Source organism: Streptomyces sp. NPDC048057, from assembly GCF_040653095.1.
In the GTDB taxonomy this organism is placed as follows: Bacteria; Actinomycetota; Actinomycetes; order Streptomycetales; family Streptomycetaceae; genus Streptomyces.
This window is the reverse complement of sequence record NZ_JBEZNF010000009.1, coordinates 233,888-253,875: the sequence shown is the minus strand read 5'-3', so window position 1 is coordinate 253,875 and position 19,988 is coordinate 233,888. Positions and strand designations below refer to the sequence as shown.

Here is a 19,988-nt window from a genome sequence, read left to right as displayed (position 1 = left end):
CCACCATGCCGCAACCCGCCCTGCTCGCCCATGACCTCGTCCGCGTCCTCGCCGGCCGACGCGTGCTCGACGGCGTCAGCCTCACCGCCTCCCCCGGTCACCGCATCGGGCTGATCGGGGAGAACGGAGTCGGCAAGTCGACTCTGCTGCGACTGCTGGCGGGGGTGGACGAGCCCGAGTCCGGCTCCGTCACCCGCCCCGCCGACGTGGGCTTCCTCCGTCAGGAGGTGTCGTACGAAACGCCCTGGACGATCGCCGACGTCCTGGCCGACGCGCTGCGCGAGGCCCGGGAGGACCTGGCCGAACTGGCGCGCCTCAGCGAGGAGATCGCCCGGGTCCCGGAGGACGCGCCGGGCCACGCCGAACTGCTCGACGCGTACGGCCGGCGTCTGGAGCGGGCCCAGGAGCGGGACGCCTGGGACGCCGACCGGCGCGCCGCCCTCGTCCTCGACGGGCTCGGCCTCGGGTCGCTCGGGCACGACCGGCCGGTGGGGTCGCTCTCCGGTGGGCAGCGCGGACGGCTGGCGCTGGCCGCGCTGCTGGTGCGGCGGCCCTCGGCGCTGTTGTTGGACGAGCCGACGAACCACCTGGACGACGACGCCGCCGCGTTCCTGGAGGAGCAGGTGCGGGGGCTGCCGGGCGCGGTGGTGCTCGCCAGCCACGACCGGGCGTTCCTGGACGCGGTCTGCACGGACGTCGTCGACCTGGATCCGGCCGTCGAGGGACCGGTGCGCCACGGCGGCAACTACAGCGCCTATCTCGCGCAGAAGCGGGCCGAGCGGCTGCGTTGGGAGCGGCGGTACGCACAGGAGCAGGAGGAGTTGGTCGCGCTGCGCCACTCGGTCGGCGTCACCGCACGGCTCGTCGCGCCGGACCGGGAGCGGCGGGACAACGAGAAGATGGGGTACGACTTCCGCACCGACCGGGTGCAGAAGCAGGTGTCACGGCGGGTGCGGAACGCGGCCCGCAGGCTGGACGAGTTGCTGCGCACGCAGGTCGACGAGCCGCCGGAGCCGCTGCGGCTGCGGCGCACGGAGCTGGCCGCAGAGGCGGTGCCGGAGCCGGACGAGTGGGAGCGTCCGCTGATCGCGCTGCGCGACGTACGGGTGCCGGGTCGGCTGGCCGTGGCAGACCTGGAGGTGTCGCCGACGGAGCGGCTGCTGGTCACCGGCGGCAACGGGACGGGCAAGTCCACGCTGCTCGCGGTGCTCGCGGGCCGGCTCGCGGCGGACGGGGCGGTGCGGCGCCGGGACGGGGTGACGGTCGGGCTGCTGGCGCAGGACACCGTCTTCGACCGGCCGGAGCGCACCGTGCGGGACACCTATCTGCGCTCGCTCGGCGCGCAGCGGGCGGAGGCGGTGCCCCTCGGTTCGCTGGGCCTGGTGCACGGTGCGGACCTGGACAAGCCGGTGGGACACCTGTCGGTCGGTCAGCGGCGCCGGCTGGCGCTGGCGCTGCTGGTGGCCCGCCCGCCGGCGCTCCTGCTGCTGGACGAGCCCACGAACCACCTGTCGCCGAGGCTCTGCGACGAGTTGGAGGCGGCGCTGGGCAGCGGGCCGGGGGCGATCGTGGTGGCCAGCCACGACCGGTGGCTGCGCCGGCGCTGGCAGGGGCGGGAGCTGCGGATGACGGCCGCGCCGGTGGACGGGGTGCGGGCGTAGCCGGTACGGAGTACGCGCCAGCCGGGTCCCACCTAGCGTCGAGTTAGGTGGGTTTCACGGCCACCGAGGCGCTCCACGACCGCCAAAGCCCGCCCAGCACAAGTGGCGACAAGTGGCCGATCACCCACACCCTAGGCAGTTAGCGAATATTTACTTATGCTGCGCTGGTAGCCCTGTGTCGAACCCTGTGGAACGGAGGTCGGGATGCGCGAGACCGTCCCTGCCGGAACTCGGAGCCTGACCGGATTCCTCAGCCTGGAGCGCTTGGACCGCGACCTCTTCCGGGGCTGGTGCCACGAGGGACTGCCGCTGCGCGCCTTCGGCGGACAGGTCGCGGCCCAGGCGCTCACCGCCGCCGGCGGCACGGTGGGCGGCGGGGTGCAGCCGGACGTGCACTCGCTGCACGGGTACTTCCTGCGCGGCGGCGATCCGGCCCGGCCGATCGTGTACGCCGTGGAGCGGCTGCGCGACGGGCGCACCTTCTCCTCCCGACGGGTGACCGCCCAGCAGGACGGCGAGGTGATCTTCACGCTCTCCGCGTCGTTCAAGTCGGCCGAGAGCGGCTACGACCGCCAGCCCGCGATGCCGGCGACGCCCGACCCCGACGCCGTACCGGACCTCTTCGAGCTGTGGGCGCAGACCTCCCCCGCCGACTTCGAGCAGCTCGTCTTCCCCGACGCCCTGGAGGTGCGGCGCCTGCCGGGCCCCGCGGAGCCGACGGCGCCGGGACTGACCGAGCAGAAGCTGTGGATCCGGGCCACCGATCCGCTGGGGGACGATCCACTGCTGCACGCCTGCGCCCTGGCGTACGCGTCGGACCTGCTGCTCGCTCCGACCACGGCGCTGTCGCTGGAGCGTCCGCGCCCGCTGCGGGAGGAGCCGTCCTCGGTCTTCATCACCTCGCTGGACCACGCCATCTGGTACCACCGGCCGTTCCGGGCCGACGAGTGGCTGTTGTTCTCGCAGCGCAGCCCGTCGGCGGCGGACGGCCGGGGGCTCGCCTTCGCCGACGTGTGGGGCCACGACGGGCGGCTGATCGCACACGTCGTCCAGGAGGCGGTGCTGCGGCCGGCGAGGTCCGCCCGGTGAATCCCCGGCGGGGCCCTTCCCGGCGGCCTTTCGCCGGGCGCCCCGCTCAGGCCGCGGTCGCGAGCTCCTTCGCGTCCCGGTCCGGGTGCGCCAGCAGCAATGATCCGGGGCCAAACGCATCCGGCCCATCCATTGCCTGGCAGCTGCTGAGCCAGGGGGAGCGTGCCGTGCACGGATCACCACTCCGACATCCAATGCGCCCATCGCGTCACCCGATCGATGGATTTTCGGAGTAGTGCGATGAGCGGTGGGCAGCCCGTTGCGGACGACAGAAGCATCCGAGGGAGGGGCGGGCTGATGGCGCAGGAGCGACAGCAGGAGCAACAGGGGGCCGGGGCGGGTGCGGGCCGGCGTTCCGACGAGGCGGTCCTGGCGGTGGCCGGAGCCGTGGACCTGGTGCTGGAGCAGGCCGAGGGGGCGTTACGGCGGGTGCGCGCCCTGCTGAGCAGATCCGACCTGCTCGACCTGGCGGGCGACGTGCGCGACGACCTGGTGGCCCGCGGGCGCAACAGCGGCCTGGGCCCGACCCGCCCCCTGCCGGTGCCGTCAATCGGGTCCGTCGCGCTGGGCGAGCCGCACATGGAGCTGGTGGCGCGACAGCTCCGCGAGGCGCAGGCCGGTCCCCCGGCAGGCGCGACCGGCCAGGCGTCGGCCGCCGCGCCCGAGGGCACCGGCTGATGACCACGGCCGCGACCGGCAGCGCCGGCGCACGGCACGGGGGCCCGGAGCAGACCGCGGTCCCCCTGAGCGCGCTGAAGGCGCGCGTCGATCACGAACTGGCCGTGTTCGCCCGGGACGAGACGGCGCTGCTGGAGGCGATCGACCCCGAGCTGAAGCCGCTCGGCGACCAGCTCCGGTCGATCGTGTCCCGCGGCAAGCGGCTCCGTGCGGCGTTCTGCTACTGGGGTTGGCGGGCCGCCGGCCGGGACGACGGCGACGACGTCGTCCGGGCCGCGGCGGCCATGGAGCTGGTGCACGCGGCGGCCGTCGTGCACGACGACATCATCGACCACAGCCCGGTGCGGCACGGTCTGCCCACCGCGCACCGGGCGCTGGTGCCGGCGCGGAAGGGGTGGCCGGGCGGAGCCGGCCGGGCGTCCGCCGGACGGGCCCTGGCGCTGCTCACCGGCGACCTGCTGATCTCCTGGGCGGGCCAGCTGTTCACGGAGTGCGGGCTGCCGAGCGCGTATCTGAACCGGGCCCGGCCTCTGTGGGCGACGCTCGCCCGCGAGCTGGTCGCCGGGGAGTGCCTGGAGGTGCTGCGCACCCGCCCGGGCGCCGACGACGCCGTGGACCCGGGCGACTCCCTCCAGATCGTCCGGTACAAGACGGCGAAGTACACCGTGGAACACCCCCTGCACATCGGCGCCCTCCTCGGCGGGGCGCCGCCCGCGCTGCTGGAGGTGTTCACGGCCTACGGCGTACCGCTCGGCGAGGCGTTCCAACTGCGGGACGACCTCCTGGGCGTGTTCGGCACGCCGGACACCACCGGCAAGTCGAACCTCGACGACATCGACGGGGCCCGGCCCACGGTCCTGCTGGCCCTGATGAAGCAGCTGGCGTCGGACGGCGAACGGCGCGAGCTGCGGCTGATGTCGGAGCGGCGTCCCGGCGCCGGGGCGGAGCGACTCCACCGGTTCCGGGAGCTGGCCGAGCGCACCGGGGCCCGCCGCGAGGTGGAGGACCTGATCGCCGCACGCGCCGAAGCGGCGGCCGAGGTCGTGGACGCGGCGCTGGACGCGGGGCTGCTCGCGCCGCACGTCGCCGCGGCGCTGCACGAGTTGGCGCGGCACTGCCTGGCCCGGGCCGCCTGACCGCGGCCCTGCCCCTGACCGCGCCCGACACCCGAGTTCGTACGAATCGAGAGGAAGCCAGCGCCATGACCTCCACCGGAGCAGAACAGACGGCCGGAGCCGACCGGACCGACAGAGCCGGACAGGACGCCGGGAGCGGACGGGGCGGCACCGTCCCGGCGTACACCGACGCGTCCCTCGACTCCCTGCGCCTGGTCGGCGACGAGTTGGCGGACGCCACGGTCACGGAGTTGTTCGAGCGCGGCGAGATGGGGAAGTTCAACACCCTGATGCGCTGGTTCTCCACCGCCGGTCAGGACCTCCCCGAAGGGCTGCCCGACGTGGCCCGCGAGTACCTCGAAGCGACCGCGATGCCGCCCTCCTGGGTGGACTGGGGCGAGATGGAGCGGGCCCGGCTCTTCTTCATCGACAACAACGTCCACGTCTCGACGGCGCTCTCCTTCGCCTCGATGCCCGCCTGCTACGCGATCCCGCACGTGGCGAAGCTGCTGAGCGCGACGCACTCGCTGGAGTACCCCTCCCGGCGCATGGCGGAGACCGGGCAGTTCACCGTCTACCTCATGCAGTCGAACGCCTTCGAGGCCGGCAGCCGCTTCATCCCGGCCGCCCAGAAGGTCCGGCTGCTGCACGCGTCGATCCGCCACCACCTCCAGCGCGAGGGCCGCTGGGACGTGGCGAACCTGGGCGTGCCGATCTGTCTGGAGGACATGATCGGCGGCCAGGTCGCCTTCTCCCTCACGGTCCTCGACTCCCTGCACCGGCTCGGCATCCACATGTCGAACGAGGGCGCCGACGCGTACTACTACGCCTGGCGGGTGGTGGGTGCGATGCTCGGCATCGACCTGGACCACATGCCGAAGGACCTCGACGAGGCGCGGCTCTTCGGCGATCTGTACCTCACCCGGCACATGGGCCCCTCGGAGGAGGGCGTCCACCTCACCCGCCAACTCATCGACCTCTACGAGGAGGTCGTCCCGGGCACGGTCTTCGACCCGGTCGTCCCGGCGATGATCCGCTACCTCGTCGGGGACACCGTCGCCGACTGGCTGGACGTGCCCCGCTCCGCGGTGTGGGACTCCGCGATCCGCGCCGCACCCGCGCTGCTGGGGGTGTTGGAGACCCTGGAGGACCGCTCCCCGCTCGCCGCCTGGGCCCTGGACCGCCTCGGCCACTACACCAGCATCTTCGAGCTGAGTTCGCTGACGCGGGGGCGGGTGATGCAGTACGCCATCCCGGAGCAGTTGAAGAACGACTACGGCGTGTCCTCGGCGAAGGCGCGCCTGGACCGCTGGAGCCCGCCGCCGCTCACCCCCACCGGGGGCGCGCCTTCTTGAGAGGTGGCCCTCAGAGCTTCAGGACGATCTTCCCGGAGACGCTGCCCTGCTCGCTGTCGGCGTGTGCGCGGGGCGCCTGGGCCAGCGGCAGCACCTCGCCGACCGGGATGCGCAGCCGTCCCTCCGCCGCGAGGCGTGCGTGGGCCGCGAGTTGGTCCACGCTGCGCTCGGCCTTCGACGTGTAGACGACCCCGTACCGCGCGGCGTCCGGGTCGGCGATGGTGACGATGCGCTCGGCGGTGCCGCCGCGCAGTTCGATGGAGTCCGGGATCGCCCCCTTGCCGGCCGTGTCCAGGACCGCGTCCACCCCGTCGGGGGCGACCGCACGGACCCGGGCCACCAGGCCGTCGCCGTAGGCCACGGGCGTCACGCCGAGGGCCCGCAGCGCGGGGTGGCGGGCGGCGGACGCGGTGCCGATCACCCGCGCCCCGCGGGAGAGCGCCATCTGCACGGCTGCCGAGCCGACGCTCCCCGAAGCGCCGTGGACGAGGATCGTCTCCCCCGCTTCCAGGTGCAGCAGGCCGAGGGCGCGCTGCGCGGTCTCCGCCGAGGTCGGGAGGGCCGCGGCCTCCTCGAAGGAGAGCCCGTCCGGCTTGCGCACGACGACCGTGGCCAGGGCGTACGGGGCGTATCCGCCGGTGTCGGTGAAGCCGAACGCCTCGTCGCCGACGGCGAGATGGGTCACGCCAGCGCCGACCTCGTCGACGACGCCGGCCGCTTCGACGCCGGGGACCTGGGGCAGCGGGGTGGTGAAGACGCCCTGGAGGGAGCCGCTGCGGATCTTGTGGTCGTACGGATTGACGGCGGCGGCCACGACCCGCAGCCGGACCTGACCGGGGCCTGCGTGCGGATCGTCGACCTCCCGCAGCCGCAGCACCTCGGGCCCGCCGAACTCCTCGTACTGGATCGCTTCCACCGCTGTCGCCCTCTCCCGTCGCCCGCTCCGCGTGCGCTCCTCGCGCCGTTCGACTGGTCACGGTAGGCCGCGGCGCCGCCGCGCGCGGGGCGGAGCGCTTCCCGCGGCGGGGCCGGGCACCCGAACGGACGAGGAGGGGGCGTGGGCACCGCGCCCCGCAGGGCTCGCCTACCCTGGCGTGATGCGCACACGACGGGGAGGCGGCACGCCGTGACACGACGACGCACCGGGCCGGGGGCGATCGGGCTCGTCTGCCTGCTGGCCCTGACCGCCGGGTGCAGCACCGCGCCCTCGGGCGCGTCGAAACCGTCGGACGCGTCCGGCTCCGCCTCGCCCGTCACCACGTCGGCGGCGCTGCGCGCCGAGGAGGCGCTGACGGCGTTCGAGGAGTACGCCGAGGTCAACGCAGCCGCCGACGCCGCGCTCGACGACACCGCGATCGCCCGGGTGCAGACCGGGGCGCTGCTGCGGGAGTCCCTGGCGGAGTACGCGATCGCCCGCAAGGCGCACCGGAAGGTGCCCGTCACCTCGTTCACCCGGCCCACGTTCCTGCTGCCGTCCGGGAAGGCCGACGCGTACCCGCGGTGGTTCGCGTCGATCAGCAAGTGGCGGGGGCGCGAGGACGACCGGCAGTCGGCGCTGCACTACTTCGTGCAGGAGGAGGAGGGCGGCCCGTGGCGGGCCGCCGCGTCGTCGTGGGTGGTGACCGACCCGGGCGCGGACCGGCCGCCCGCCGCCCCACCGAAGGTCTCCACCGGCAAGATGCGGACGAAGCCGCCGGTGCTGCCGACGCTGGACCGCGCGGCGACGGGCACGGTCCGGCTGTCCTCGCGGGCGTCCGAAGCCCGCGCGGCGTGCCGGGACCTGGCGGCGCGCCTGAGCTTCACCGTCCCCGACGGCCGTGCGCCCACCGACCGCTTCGCCGCGGGCCCGTTCACCGAAGACCTGGTGGCGTACGCCAACGGGCTCGCCGACGACGCGCTCCAGCGCAGCTACGCGTACCGCGCGCAGGAGGACGCCGAACCGCCGGTGTTCCGGCTGTCCACCGGCGGCTCGCTGGTGCCGTGCACCCTGACCCGCGAGCACCAGGTGGTGGGCCGGGGCGGCGGCACGGTGGTGTTCGACGAGGGGTCCGACACCGACGTGCTGCTCGGCGGCGGCGGACGGCAGTGGCGGCGGGTGACCGAGGTCAGCAGTGTGAACGCGCTGATCGCGGTGCCCGCCCGCAAGGGGGCGCCGGCGACGGTCGTCTCCTGCGACTGCTACGACCCGCAGACGGTGTCGGCGGTCGGCGAACCGTAGCCGTGCGCACCGCCGTGGTGTAGCGCGCTACACCACCAATAGGCCAGCCAGGCGGATCGTTCCGAACGCCCGCCCGGCGTTGACTTGTCCTCGTCACAGCAACACGAGAGGGCAGGGCACATGACATCGGTCTGGCATCCGACCGCGCACCACGGGAACACCGGGACGACGGCCGCCATGCGGCTGGAGGCGGTGACCAAGACGTACGGTTCGGGGGAACAGGCCGTCACCGCGCTGAACGACGTCTCCCTCGCCCTGCCCCGCGGCAGCTTCACCGCCGTCATGGGCCCCTCCGGCTCCGGCAAGAGCACCTTTCTGCACTGCCTCGCCGGTCTCGACAAGCCCACCTCCGGCCGGGTGTACCTCGGCGACACGGAGCTGACGGGACTGAAGGAGGCCGCGCTGACGGCGGTGCGCCGGGAGCGCATCGGCTACGTCTTCCAGGCGTACAACCTGATGGCCGCGCTCACCGTGCGACAGAACGTGACGCTGGTGCCGCGGCTGGCGGACAAGCCGGTCGACCGCGCCTGGCTGCGGGAGGTCCTGGAGCGCGTCGGCATGGCCCGCCACGTCGACCGCAGGCCCGGCCAGCTCTCCGGCGGTCAGCAGCAGCGGGTGGCGATCGCCCGGGCGCTGGTGACCCGGCCGGACGCACTGCTCGCCGACGAGCCGACGGGCGCCCTGGACTCCCGCACCAGCCAGGAGGTGCTGCGGCTGTTCCGGCAGATCGTCGACGAGACCGGCCAGACCGTCCTGATGGTCACCCACGACCCGGTCGCCGCCTCCTACGCGGACTCGGTGGTCTTCCTCGCGGACGGTCGGCGCGCCGGTGAGCTGCACCGGCCGTCGGCGGAGCAGGTCGCCGAGCGCATGACCCACCTCGGGAACTGGTGAGGCGCGCCGTGTTCGACATCGCGTGGAGCAGCATCAAGCACCGCACGGGCGGTTTCCTCGGGGCCTTCGTCGCCCTCTTCTTCGGCTCGGCCGTGGTCACGGCCTGCGGGATCCTTCTGATGTCTGGGCTGACGTCGGGGATCGCACCCGAGCGGTACGCGGCGGCGTCCGTCATGGTCGGCGGCGAGCAGTCGAAGGCCGTCAAGGAGGACTTCGACCCGGTGCACGCGGAGCGGGCGACCGTCCCGGCCGACCTGGTCGCGAAGCTCGCGGCCGTACCGGGGGTGAAGTCCGCGGTCGGCGAGCGCACGATCGCGCTGAGCGCCGCGGACGGCCGGGGCAACCCGGTGGGCCTGGCCGACCCGCTGTACGGGCACGGCTGGTCGTCGGCCGTCCTCGGGCCCGTGGAACTGCGCACGGGCGCCGCGCCGCGCACCGACCGGGAGGTCGTCGTCGACGAGGCGGTGGCGCGCGCCGGCGGGCTGAAGATCGGCGACACGGCGCGCATCGCGGTGGGGACGACCCCGGCGTCGTACGAGGTCACCGGCATCGTCGCGGCCCTGGACCGGCAGGCGTCCGTGTTCTTCACGGACGAGCGGGCGAAGGAGCTGTCGCCGCGCGCGGACCGGCTGACCGCCATCGGGGTGTTCGCCGAAGCGGGCACGGACGCCGGCGCGCTGGCGGACCGGATCGCGAAGGCGGCCCCCGGCACCGACGTCTACACCGGGGACCGAATCGGTGACCTGGAGTTCCTGGACGTGGGGCAGTCCCGCGGCTTCCTGGTCGGGCTCTCCGCCGCCTTCGGGGGCACCGCGCTCGGCGTCGTCGTCTTCGTGATCGCCTCCACGCTGGGGCTCGGGGTGCAGCAGCGCCGCCGGGAGCTGGCGATGCTGCGGGCCGTCGCCGCGACGCCCCGCCAGGTGCACAGGATGATCGGCAGCGAGACGTGGCTGGTGTCGGTGGTCGGCGCGACGCTGGGGACCGGTCTCGGCTTCGTCGTCGCCCGCTGGCTGCGCGGGGCGTACGCCGAGGTCGGCGCGCTGCCGGCCGACTTCGAGCTGTCGTACGACCCGCTGCCGGCGGTGGCGTCCGTGGTGCTGTGCGTGCTCGGCGCCCGGCTCGCCGGGTACGTCGCGGCGCGGCGGGTGGCCCGCATCAAGCCGGTGGAAGCGCTGGGCGAGTCCTTGGTGGAGGCGCCGGAGCTGGGGCGGGGCCGCTGGATCTCCGGGCTGGTGCTGATCGCGTCCGGTCTGGTGGTGTCGATCGTGGTGCCGCTGCTGGCGCCCGGCGAGTTGGCGATCGCCGGCGCCGCCAGCGCCCTGATGGTGCTGATGATCGGCAGTGCACTGATCGGCCCGGTGCTGGTGCGGGCGGTGGCGCGGCTGATGGGTCCGCTGCTCGCCCGGTCACGGGTGAGCGGCTACCTGGCCGCCGCCAACAGCACCGCGAACACCCGCCGGTTGAGCGGCGCGGTCGTGCCGCTGGCGCTGGGCGCGGCGATGGCGCTGCTCCAGGTCTCCATCCTGACCACCACGCAGGCGGAGGCGAAGGAGCAGGTCACGGACGGGGTGGTGGCGGACTGGGTGCTCACCCCCGCGGGGCCGGGCCTGTCCCCGGGGCTGGTGGAGAAGGTGCGCGAGATCCCCGGCGTCGCCGCCGCCACCCCGGTCGCGCACTCCCAGGTGATGCTGGACTACCGGGAGGTCGACCAGGTGGTGACCAAGCAGTTCGGCGCGCAGGGGCTCGACCCGGCCGACCTGGACCGCACCCTCGACCTCGACGTCCGTGAGGGCGGTCTGGATCGGCTGACGGGCGACACGATCGCGCTGAGCTGGATGGCCGCCGGCACGACCGGTCTCGACGTCGGCGACACCGCGGACGTGCACCTCGGCGACGGCACGCCCAAGAAGCTGCGGGTGGTGGCGGTGTACGGGAAGGGGCTCGGCTTCGGCGACGTCACCCTCCCCCACGACCTGCTGACGCGGCACACCACGGACGGCCTGGACGCGGCGCTGCTGGTGGCCGCGGACGGAGAGCGTTCGGCCGTGGCCGAAGCGCTCGACGGACTCGCGGCGAACACCCCGACGCTGCGGATCGAGCGCCCCGACGACTTCGCGGCGGCGCAGGAGGACGCGCAGAACGAGCAGTCGATGACGAACCTGATCGCCAACGCGGTGCTGCTGCTGTACGTGCTGATCGCGGTCGTCAACACGCTGGTGATGGCGACGACGGCCCGCAGCCGGGAGTTCGCGATGCTCCGGCTGATCGGGACGACCGCCCGGCAGACGCGCCGGATGATGTTCATGGAGTCCTGGGTCGTGGTGACCACGGCCCTCGCGGTGGGCGCGCTGATCGCGGTGCCGCCGATGGTGGGCGTCAGCCTCGCGATGACGGAGCAGCCGCTGCCGTACGTGCCGCCGCTGGTGTGGGTGGCGATCGGCGGGTTCGTGGCGGTGCTGGGGTGGCTGTCGATCAGCCTGCCGACGCGTTCGGCGCTGCGGCGGGCGCCGGTGGAGGCGGCGACCACCCGCGACTGAGGCCGTGCGGATCACGGCACCGGGCCGTCCCCGTGATGCGGGGGCGGCCCGGTGTCTTCGTCTGTCACGGCCCGTTTCGTGCGTCGTGGTTCAGCTCTTGGTGGACGGCGAGTTCAGATACGTCAGGACCGCCAGCACCCTTCGGTGTCCGCTGTCGCTCTGCGGCGGCAGTCCGAGCTTCAGGAAGACGTTGCCGATGTGCTTGCTCACCGAGCGCTCGGTGACGCAGAGGGTGGTCGCGATGGTCGTGTTGTCCCGGCCCTCGGCCATCAGGTGCAGCACCTCGCGCTCGCGCGGGGTGAGCTGCTCGACCGGGTCGTCCCGGCGGCGGCGCGACATCAGCTCCGTGACGACCTCGGGGTCGAGGGCCATGCCCCCGGCCGCGACGCGTTCGAGGGCGTCGAGGAACTCGTCCACCCGGCCGACCCGGTCCTTGAGCAGATAGCCGACGCCGGCGACGTCGTCCCCGAGGAGTTCGGCGGCGTACGTCTCCTCCACGTACTGCGACAGCACGAGGACGGGCAGGCCGCGGACCTCCCGACGGGCCTCCAGCGCGGCGCGCAGCCCCTCGTCGCGGAAGCCCGGCGGCATCCGCACGTCCAGGACGGCGACGTCCGGGCGGTGTTCGAGGAGCGCGGGCAGGACCTCCGGGCCGGTGGCCGCGACCGCCACCACCTCGTGGCCCGCCGACGTCAACAGCAGGACGAGGCCCTCCCTCAGGAGGGCGTTGTCCTCGGCGATCACCACACGCACGGCAGCTCCACTTCGATCACGGTCGGGCCCCCGGCGGGGCTGGAAACGTCCACGGTCCCGTCGAGCGCGGCGACCCGGCGGCGGATGCCGACCAGCCCGCTGCCGCCGCGTTCGTCGGCGCCGCCGCAGCCCTCGTCCCGTACGAGGACGGTCAGACCGCGGGGCGTACGGGCCAGCCGTACGGTCGCGCCGGGCGAACCGCTGTGCTTGGCGGCGTTGGTGAGGGCTTCGGCGACGACGAAGTACGCGGCGGCTTCGACGGCGGCGGGCGGACGGACGGACGCCCGGCCCGCGTCCGGGGCGTCCGCCGACGTTTCGAGGCCCTCCGCGGTGACGGTCACGTCGAGGCCGCTGCCGGCCGCGAGGGCGCGGACCGCGCCGACCAGCCCGCGGTCGGTGAGGATCGGCGGATGGATGCCGCGGACCACGTGCCGCAGCTCCGCCAGCGCCTCCTCGGCCTGGTTCTGGGCGTCGTCCAGCAGCCGGCGGGCCAGCTCGGGATCGCTGTCGTACGCCCGCCGGGCCATGCCGACCCGCATGGACAGCGCGACGAGGCGGGCCTGGGTGCCGTCGTGCAGGTCCCGCTCGATGCGGCGCAGTTCGGCGCCGTGCGCGGCGACGGCCCCGGCGCGCGTCTCGGTCAGCTGCTCGACGCGGCGGGCGAGTTCCGCGGCGCGCCGTGCCTCGGGCGACGGTGCGAGGAAGGCACGGGACCAGGAGGCGTCGAAGGCGGCGAGGCGCTCGATCAGCGGCAGGACGAACGGGCGGCGACCCAGGGTTCCGCTCCAGAAGCCGTCGATCATCAGACCGAAGTACCAGAGCACGATCAACACGATGAGCACCGCCCAGCCGAAGACGGCGTGGAGGGCGAGCCAGCTCAGGTCGCGGTAGGTGCTCGGGTCCTTGAGCGCGGTGCGCAGCCGGACGGGGAGGGGGCCGGTGAGCGGCAGGTACGCCTCGTCGACGGGCTCGCCGGTCGACGCGGCCACCATGCGCCGTTTGACGCCGGCGACGCGCCGCTGGAGGAGCACGGTCTCGGGCAGGGCGCCGGCGCCGACCACCAGGGCCGTGGCGACGACGGTGAAAACGAGGACGGGGAGGTAGAGGAGGGTGGCGAAGGACAGGGCGACGGTCTTGCCCAGCCGCACCGTCGCCCGGAACGCCCGGCCCACCGTCTCCTCCACGCCGACCAGGTTAAACGACCCGTCGGGGGCTCGGGCGGGGACGGGGACAGGGGTGGAGCGGGCTCCACCGCGGCTCGGGGACGTACCCCCCTGGCACCGACCGCGGGCGCGGAGGCATCGTTGATCACGCACAGCACGTCCCGCGTGCCGCCGCACGCACCGCGCACCCTGCATGCACCCGTTCGCAGCGCGCACACCGTCCGCAGAAAGGCCCCTGATGAAGCCCGTGCTCTGGTTCCTGGTCTCCGCCGGGCTCGCCGTCAGCCTCGTGAACGACTTCGTCCTCGAAGGCTGGGTGCGCAACGCGGTCGAAATCGTCGGCTCGGCGGTGGCGCTGGTCGCCGGCGTGACGCTGTACCTGACCCGTACGCGCAAGCACTGACGGCGGGCGGGGCCGAGCGGGCGAGGGGCCGGGAAGTCGGAAGGCTCCCTTCCCTGCACGGGGAACAGGGAAGGGAGCCATCCAGGGCCTAGTGGGGGAAGCGTTACCGCTAAAGGCCCTGTGTGTCGCCCACGGTCCTGGGGATGGAGTCCCGTGGGCGACGATCGGGGTGCGCGGACGTCCAGGGCCGTCCGGGTGGTCAAGGACCTCCGCGCACCGGCTGGGGTGGCCGGGCCGACGTGTCGGCCGGCCTAGGGTCGGTGGTCCTCCGCCTTGGCCTCGCGGCGGGCGGCGGCGGATCTGGCCCGCTCGTCGGCCCGTTCCGCGGCGTGGGCCACCGGGTCCTGGGGCGCCGTCAGGAACTGGTGCAGCGACTTCAGGAACAGGAACAGGGTGTCCTCACCCGGTGGGTCGGAGGCCGACCGGTAGTCCATTCGGTGGCCGAGCCCCTGGCCGTGGCCGTCGGCGTCGCGCCGGTCGACCGCCGCGCGGTCCGGCACCCGTTCGTCGTGCTCCTGGCGCAGCCCGCACTGTTCCACCGGGCACTGCGGCGGGGCCTCGTGGTCGCGCAGGTGTAACGCGTGGCCCAGGGCCGATTTCAGGGGGCGTTTCATCGTCGCGTCCCTTCGCCGTACGCCTGGACGGCCCGGTCGTCCTCCGGCCCCCAGTGGCTGGGCCGGTCGCCCGGGCCGCGACGCTCCGGCGGCGGCGGACCGTAGCCGTCCTGCGGCGGGTGGGAGTCGTACGGGGGCTGCTCCGAGGGCTGCTGCGGCACGTACGGCTGCTGGTGCTGGGTGTGCTGCTGCGGGGGCTGCGGTGCGTGGGGGTGCTGCTGGTGGTGCTGGTGCTGGGCGTGGCTCTGGTGCGGGATGTGCACTTGGGACTGCGGCTGCTGGGGAATGTGCCCGGTGCGTCCGTACGCCTGCTGGTGCTGACGGCCGTGCTGCGTGCCGTGGGTCACGTGTCCCTGTGCGTACCCTTGCCCCATTCCTTGCTGGTGCTGGTAGCCGGACTGGGCCGGCGGGGCGTACGGCCGGGAGGGCTCCGGTTGCTGCTGGTAACCGTAGTCCCGCACCGGCTGGTCGAACTCGGCCGTGTCACGGCGTCGGGCGTCGCCCCCGCCGGCCGTCTGCTGTACGACGGTCGGCGCACCGACTCCGACGAGGACTTCTTCGGGGTGCTTGTCGATTCCGTCGTGCTTCTCGGCGTCGATGGTGACCAACGCGTCCTTGGGCTCGGCCACGGAGCCCGGGAGCAGCAGCTCCACCTCCTCGGCCCCGGCCCTGCGGCGCTGGTCCGCCCACTCCTCCAACTGCGCCTGGCACGCCATGTCGAGGTGCGAGATGCCGCGTGCGTCGACGACCACCCGATTCTTGTCGGCGACGGACCCCAGGGCTTCGATCAGCTTCGGCAGCCGCAGGAAGGTCGCGTTCCCCTTCAGTTCGAGCCGGCCCGAGTCGCCGTCGGTGGTCTTGCGGATCGTCATGTGCGACATGCGGATCGCGGTGAGGACGACCGCGACGGCCAGCCCGATGAGGACACCTTCGAGGAGGTTGGTCGCCACGATCACGCCGGTGGTGACGAACATGACCAGGCCCTCGCCGCGGTCCTTCTTCCACATCTTCACGAAGGACGGCGGGTTGAAGAGCTTCCAGCCCGCGTGCAGCAGGACACCGGCGAGGACGGTGATCGGGATCATCCCCAGCAGGCCGGGCAGCAGCAGACCGAAGCCGAGGAGCCAGACGCCGTGCAGGATGCGGGAGATCTTGGTCTTGGCGCCGGCGTTGACGTTCGCCGCGCTGCGCACGATGACCGCGGTCAGCGGCATGGCGCCCAGCGCACCCGAGACGGTGTTGCCGACGCCCTGGGCGAACAGCTCCTTGTTGTACTGCGTGCGCGGTCCGGTGTGCATCCGGTCCACGGCCGCCGCGCTGAACAGGCTCTCCGCCGAGGCGATGATGGTGAAGGTGACCACCATCATCAGCACCGCGGGGTCGCCGAGCCCGGAGATGTCGCTGACACCGGGGATGTTGACCGCGTCCAGCATGTTGCCGAAGGCGACCTTCTTCACGTCGAACCAGGGCAGTGCGGCGATGATGCTGCCGAGCAGTACGGCCACCAGCGGCGCCGGTACTTTGCTCAGCGGCTTGGGCATCTTGTACCAGAGGAAGCAGATGACGACGGCCATGCCGCCGATGAGGAGCGCACCGCTCTTGGCGGCGTCTCCGATGATGTCCTTCGCCAGGTCGGGCAGGTGCATGAAGTTCTTGGGCGCCGTGCCGTGCTGCTTGGAGTCGACCAGGGCGTATATCTGACCGAGGATCAGGGGCACGCCGATGCCGGCGAGCATGCCCTGGACCACCGACAGCGAGATGGACTGGAAGACCCGGCCCATCTTCAGCCAGGCGAGGATCATCTGAAGGATGCCGCTGGCGAGGACCACCGGACCGAGCATGCCCGGGCCGTGCTCGGTGACGAACTCCAGGCAGAGGACCGCGAGTCCGGCCGCGGGGCCGCTGACCTGGAGGGCGCTGCCGGGGAGGAAGCCGACGACGAGGCCGCCGATGATGCCCGTGATGATGCCGAGGGCGACGGGGACGCCCGAGGCGGCCGCGACGCCGATGCACAGGGGCAGGGCGACGAGGAAGACGACGATCGAAGCCATGAAGTCGGCACCGAACGAACCCGCTGCCGAGGGGGATTTCAGGGGACTCGCCGGGGGAAGGCCACTACTCCTTCGCGCGTGCCGCCCCGCACCGGGGCGGGTGCTTTCAGTAGACACAGTGTTCCTTTCGCCGCATCCGGTGCCGGGGCGTCGGGAGCCGTTGCTCTCGGAGGGTGCGCTACCGGCGGTCGGACGAGTGGGGGGTGTGAGATCCGGGTGGGCTCGCCCGGGCGTCAGTTGCGGTGGAACACTCCGTTGAGCTCGTCGAGCTCCAGCACTTCGGCCGTGTCGACGCGGTAGTACCAGCCGTGCAGGTTCAACCGGCCGGAGTCCAGCGCCAGGCGGACGCTGGGGTAGTCGCGCAGGGTCTCCAACTGGGCGACGACGTGGCGCTGGACGAATTTGGCGAGCGTCCCGTCGTCTGGTGGCGTGCCGAGCATCGGGGCCAGCGCGGGACGGGCGTGGGACACCCACTGGGAGACGCAGGGCAGTTCGGTCAGGTCCTGGTCGTTGGCGAGGGCGCCGACCGCGCCGCAGTGGGAGTGCCCGCAGACCACGATGTCGCGGACCTTGAGCACCTCCACGGCGTACTCGATCGTGGCGGCCTCGGCGGACTCGCGTTCGGGCACGTAAGCGGGGATGATGTTGCCCGCGTTGCGCAGTTCGAAGACCTCGCCGGGGACCGCTCCCGTGATCAGGGCCGGGATGACCCGGGAGTCGGAGCAACTGATGAAGAGGGTGCCGGGCGTCTGGCCGGCGGCGAACTTGCGGAAGGTCTCGCTCTCGGGGGCCACACGGTGGCGGAAGTTCCGTGCATTGGTGAGCAGTCGCTTCATGTCACGCTCCTCGCAGAGCCCAGCCGCTCGCCCGGGGCGTGCACGGCGTGTGGGGGCACACGCACTCCGGGGCAGCTGGGACGGCTGAGACATCCGGGGGTGAATGTCTTGGCCGTGAAGCATGCGCCCATGCCATGAGTCATCCGTGAGATCAGGGTGAGAGAGTTCTCACCAGCGGGATGAGAGTTTGACAACGATGTCAGGAAGATGGCCGGGCCCCTCGGCGGGGCAGCCGACCCTTGCCGCGGCGCGCGTGCGTCCCTGCGGCGGACGGGGTGGTTCCGGAGCGTCGGCACGTGGACCGGAAGGGGCCTGCGCCGGGGTCCGACGGCGGGCTGGGCCCGCACGGGATCCGGCCATCCGGCACGTGCAGATGGTCCGTCGAGCGTGGGTACGACGTGTGCGGCCGGAGGTCACCGGCTGACGCCCGGGGGCGTCGGATTGCGGCTGTTCCAGCTGGTTACTGCTGATTGCTCATGGACGGGTCGACCGGTGGACGGACCGGTCGTACGGCTCAGGCCCGCAGGCGGTACCCGACCCCGCGGATGGTCTCCACCCGGTCGGGCCCCAGCTTGCGCCGCAGGTAGCGCACGTACACGTCCACGATGTTCGACCCGGGGTCGTAGTCGAAGCCCCAGACGCGGCTGAGCAGTTGTTCCCGCGTCAGCACCTGGTCGGGGTTGCGCAGGAAGACCTCCGCCAACGCGAACTCGCGCGCCGACAATTCGGCCACCCGCCCCTCCACGTGCACCCGGCGCGTACGCAGGTCCAGCACCAGGTCGCCGACGCGGAGCACGGACGCCTCGGGGCCGCCCTCGCCGCGCAGCCGCAGCCGCACCCGGGCCAACAGCTCCTCGAAGGCGAAGGGCTTGGAGATGTAGTCGTCCGCGCCGCCCTCCAGCCCGGCGACCACGTCCGAGACGCTGTCGCGGGCGGTGAGGATGACGACGGGGAGCGTCACCCGCAGCTCGCGCAGCTTGCGCAGCACGGTGAGTCCGTCGACCGCGGGCAGCCCGAGGTCGAGGATCATCAGGTCGCAGTCGCCGGCGCGCGCGTGCTCGTAGGCGGACAGCCCGTCACCGACGACTGCCGTCACGAACCCGTTGCTCCGCAGGCCCTTTTCGACGAAGGAGGCGATTCCGGCCTCGTCCTCCGCTATCAGAATCCGTTGCATGGTGTCCTCTCTGCCAGGGGAAGTACGCCGGTAGGTCGAGTACGAAACGGGCCCCGCCCGTCTCTGCGTCCTCCACCCACGCCGTGCCGCCGTGTGCCTGGGCGATCTCGCGCACGATGGCCAGCCCCAGACCGATTCCGGTGCCGGCCTGGGCGGGTGAGGTGACGCGGCCGGCCTGGACGAACCGGCCGAAGATCCGTTCGCGGTCCACGGGGCCCACCCCGGGTCCGGTGTCGCGCACCCAGAGCAGGATCCGGCCCTCGCGCACAGCCGACCCCATCTCGATGAGGTCGCCGTCCAGCGTGTGGCGGACCGCGTTCGCCGCCAGCTGGATCAGGCCCTGGGTCAGCCGCTGGCCGTCCACGAGGACGGTGGCCTCCGAGACCGCCGCGACGCGCCAGTGGCGGTCGCCCAGCGCCCGCGCCTTGGCGACGACGTCCACGATCAGATCGGTCAGGTTGGTCTCCCCGACCGTCAGGAAGTCCGGACGCTCGGCCTTGGCCAGGAGCAGCAGGTCGTCGACGATGCGGCTCATCCGGTCGAGTTCGTCGACCACCAGCGCGCGGGTGACGTCCCACTCCATGGCCCAGTCGCCGGCTCCGTTCTCCATCAGCTCCAGGTGTCCGCGCACGACGGTGATGGGGGTGCGCAGTTCGTGCCCCACCTCGTCCAGGAACCTGCGCTGGGTGGTGAAGGCCCGCTCCAGGCGGTCGAGCATGTTGTTGAAGGTGTGCGCGAGCGCCGCCACGTCGTCGTCGCCCTGCACGTCGAGGCGCTGGGTGAGGTCGGACTCGCCGATCCGGGCGGCGGTCTGGCGCACCAGTCGGACCGGGGCCAGGATCCGGCCGGCCACCAGCCAACTGGCGAGGCCGGCGCAGATCAGCGCGCCGAAGCCGGTGGCGAGCAGCATCTTGGCGACCTCCCGCTCCTCGTGGAGCTGGCGGTCGCGGAACTCCAGGACGACCAGCCGCACGTCACGGGTGTCGGTGCCGACCTTCACCGGGACGACGCCGTAACGCACCTTGCCCACGGACGAGTCGAGCCAGCCCACGGCGGTCTCGCTGTTGCCCTTCACCGACGACAGCAGCCGGATGACGGCGGGATCGGTGTCCAGCCGTACGGGCGGTTCGGAGGCGCTGCGCAGATCGGCCCGGCCGTCCACGATGCTGAAGAACGTCTCGTCGCGGTTGGGGATGTTCTCGCGCAGGAACTCGCGCAGCAGGGTGGCGCCGTCGGTGTAGGGCTCTCCGTCTGGCTGCACCCTGGTATGGGCGAAGGTCCGCAGCCGGGTCGCCTCCCACTCCAGCCGGGCGTCCACCTGTTCGTCGAGTTGGGCCTGCCAGACGACCGTGATGCCGACGATGGGTGCGGCGAGGGCGGCTCCCACCAGGAGCAGCATCCAGCCGACGATCCGGGAGCGCGCACTGGCCGTGCGCCGCCGACGCAC

At 72.9% G+C, this 19,988-nt stretch carries 17 protein-coding genes; 9 read left to right on the top strand and 8 right to left on the bottom strand.

Features of this window, described 5'->3' with window-relative positions; genetic code table 11:
* The first annotated feature begins 5 nt into the window (after positions 1–5).
* From AB0E05_RS13215 to AB0E05_RS13195, 5 genes are all read left to right on the top strand, one after another.
* Positions 6–1,661 (top strand): ABC-F family ATP-binding cassette domain-containing protein, encoded by a 1,656-nt coding sequence (locus tag AB0E05_RS13215; RefSeq protein WP_361962476.1) that lies wholly within the window; start codon positions 6–8, stop codon positions 1,659–1,661.
* A gap of 204 nt (positions 1,662–1,865) precedes the next feature.
* A complete protein-coding gene (locus tag AB0E05_RS13210) occupies positions 1,866–2,750 on the top strand; it encodes an acyl-CoA thioesterase II (RefSeq protein WP_361962474.1) in 885 nt (294 codons plus the stop codon).
* Positions 2,751–3,047: 297 nt separating this feature from the next.
* On the top strand, positions 3,048–3,428 hold the full coding sequence (locus AB0E05_RS13205) for a hypothetical protein (RefSeq protein ID WP_361962472.1): 381 nt from the start codon (positions 3,048–3,050) through the stop codon (positions 3,426–3,428).
* Positions 3,428–4,564 carry a polyprenyl synthetase family protein gene (locus AB0E05_RS13200; protein ID WP_361962470.1) on the top strand — a complete coding sequence of 379 codons (1,137 nt, stop codon included), beginning with the start codon at positions 3,428–3,430 and terminating at the stop codon, positions 4,562–4,564. Before AB0E05_RS13205 ends, AB0E05_RS13200 begins: the two co-directional genes overlap by 1 nt.
* Positions 4,565–4,629: 65 nt before the next feature.
* Positions 4,630–5,898, top strand: coding sequence for an oxygenase MpaB family protein (locus AB0E05_RS13195; protein WP_361962468.1), 1,269 nt, complete (start codon positions 4,630–4,632; stop codon positions 5,896–5,898).
* 10 nt (positions 5,899–5,908) lie between these two features.
* On the opposite strand, the gene AB0E05_RS13190 is transcribed toward AB0E05_RS13195, so the two are convergent.
* On the bottom strand, positions 5,909–6,814 hold the full coding sequence (locus tag AB0E05_RS13190) for an NADP-dependent oxidoreductase (RefSeq protein WP_361962466.1): 906 nt from the start codon (positions 6,812–6,814) through the stop codon (positions 5,909–5,911).
* Positions 6,815–7,024: 210 nt separating this feature from the next.
* Between AB0E05_RS13190 and AB0E05_RS13185 the strand changes: the two genes are divergently transcribed.
* From AB0E05_RS13185 to AB0E05_RS13175, 3 genes are all read left to right on the top strand, one after another.
* A complete protein-coding gene (locus AB0E05_RS13185) occupies positions 7,025–8,116 on the top strand; it encodes a hypothetical protein (protein WP_361962464.1) in 1,092 nt (363 codons plus the stop codon).
* Between the two features lie 120 nt (positions 8,117–8,236).
* The gene (locus AB0E05_RS13180; protein WP_361962462.1) at positions 8,237–9,010 is read left to right on the top strand and encodes an ABC transporter ATP-binding protein; all 774 of its coding nucleotides are present in this window, start codon (positions 8,237–8,239) and stop codon (positions 9,008–9,010) included.
* An 8-nt stretch (positions 9,011–9,018) separates the two neighbouring features.
* Entirely contained in the window at positions 9,019–11,547 is a 2,529-nt protein-coding gene (locus AB0E05_RS13175) for an FtsX-like permease family protein (protein ID WP_361962460.1), read from the top strand.
* A 90-nt stretch (positions 11,548–11,637) separates the two neighbouring features.
* Here the strand turns inward: AB0E05_RS13175 and AB0E05_RS13170 are convergent, their stop codons facing one another.
* Complete coding sequence (locus AB0E05_RS13170; RefSeq protein ID WP_361962458.1) at positions 11,638–12,300, bottom strand: response regulator transcription factor; 663 nt, start codon at positions 12,298–12,300, stop codon at positions 11,638–11,640.
* The gene (locus AB0E05_RS13165; protein ID WP_361962456.1) at positions 12,288–13,484 is read right to left on the bottom strand and encodes a sensor histidine kinase; all 1,197 of its coding nucleotides are present in this window, start codon (positions 13,482–13,484) and stop codon (positions 12,288–12,290) included. The genes AB0E05_RS13170 and AB0E05_RS13165 overlap by 13 nt, the downstream gene beginning before the upstream one ends.
* 217 nt (positions 13,485–13,701) lie before the next feature.
* On the opposite strand from AB0E05_RS13165, the gene AB0E05_RS13160 reads away from it, so the two are divergent.
* Positions 13,702–13,866 (top strand): hypothetical protein, encoded by a 165-nt coding sequence (locus AB0E05_RS13160; protein ID WP_361962454.1) that lies wholly within the window; start codon positions 13,702–13,704, stop codon positions 13,864–13,866.
* Between the two features lie 251 nt (positions 13,867–14,117).
* On the opposite strand, the gene AB0E05_RS13155 is transcribed toward AB0E05_RS13160, so the two are convergent.
* From AB0E05_RS13155 to AB0E05_RS13135, 5 genes are all read right to left on the bottom strand, one after another.
* Entirely contained in the window at positions 14,118–14,480 is a 363-nt protein-coding gene (locus tag AB0E05_RS13155; RefSeq protein ID WP_361962452.1) for a hypothetical protein, read from the bottom strand.
* Positions 14,477–16,531: a SulP family inorganic anion transporter gene (locus tag AB0E05_RS13150; RefSeq protein WP_361962450.1), complete on the bottom strand. Its 2,055-nt coding sequence runs from the start codon at positions 16,529–16,531 to the stop codon at positions 14,477–14,479. The genes AB0E05_RS13155 and AB0E05_RS13150 overlap by 4 nt, the downstream gene beginning before the upstream one ends.
* 233 nt (positions 16,532–16,764) lie before the next feature.
* Positions 16,765–17,367: a carbonic anhydrase gene (locus tag AB0E05_RS13145; RefSeq protein ID WP_361962448.1), complete on the bottom strand. Its 603-nt coding sequence runs from the start codon at positions 17,365–17,367 to the stop codon at positions 16,765–16,767.
* Between the two features lie 514 nt (positions 17,368–17,881).
* Entirely contained in the window at positions 17,882–18,541 is a 660-nt protein-coding gene (locus tag AB0E05_RS13140) for a response regulator transcription factor (RefSeq protein ID WP_361962446.1), read from the bottom strand.
* Positions 18,444–19,940, bottom strand: a complete 1,497-nt coding sequence (locus AB0E05_RS13135; protein ID WP_361962555.1) for a HAMP domain-containing sensor histidine kinase — start codon at positions 19,938–19,940, stop codon at positions 18,444–18,446. Before AB0E05_RS13135 ends, AB0E05_RS13140 begins: the two co-directional genes overlap by 98 nt.
* Positions 19,941–19,988: the final 48 nt, after the last annotated feature.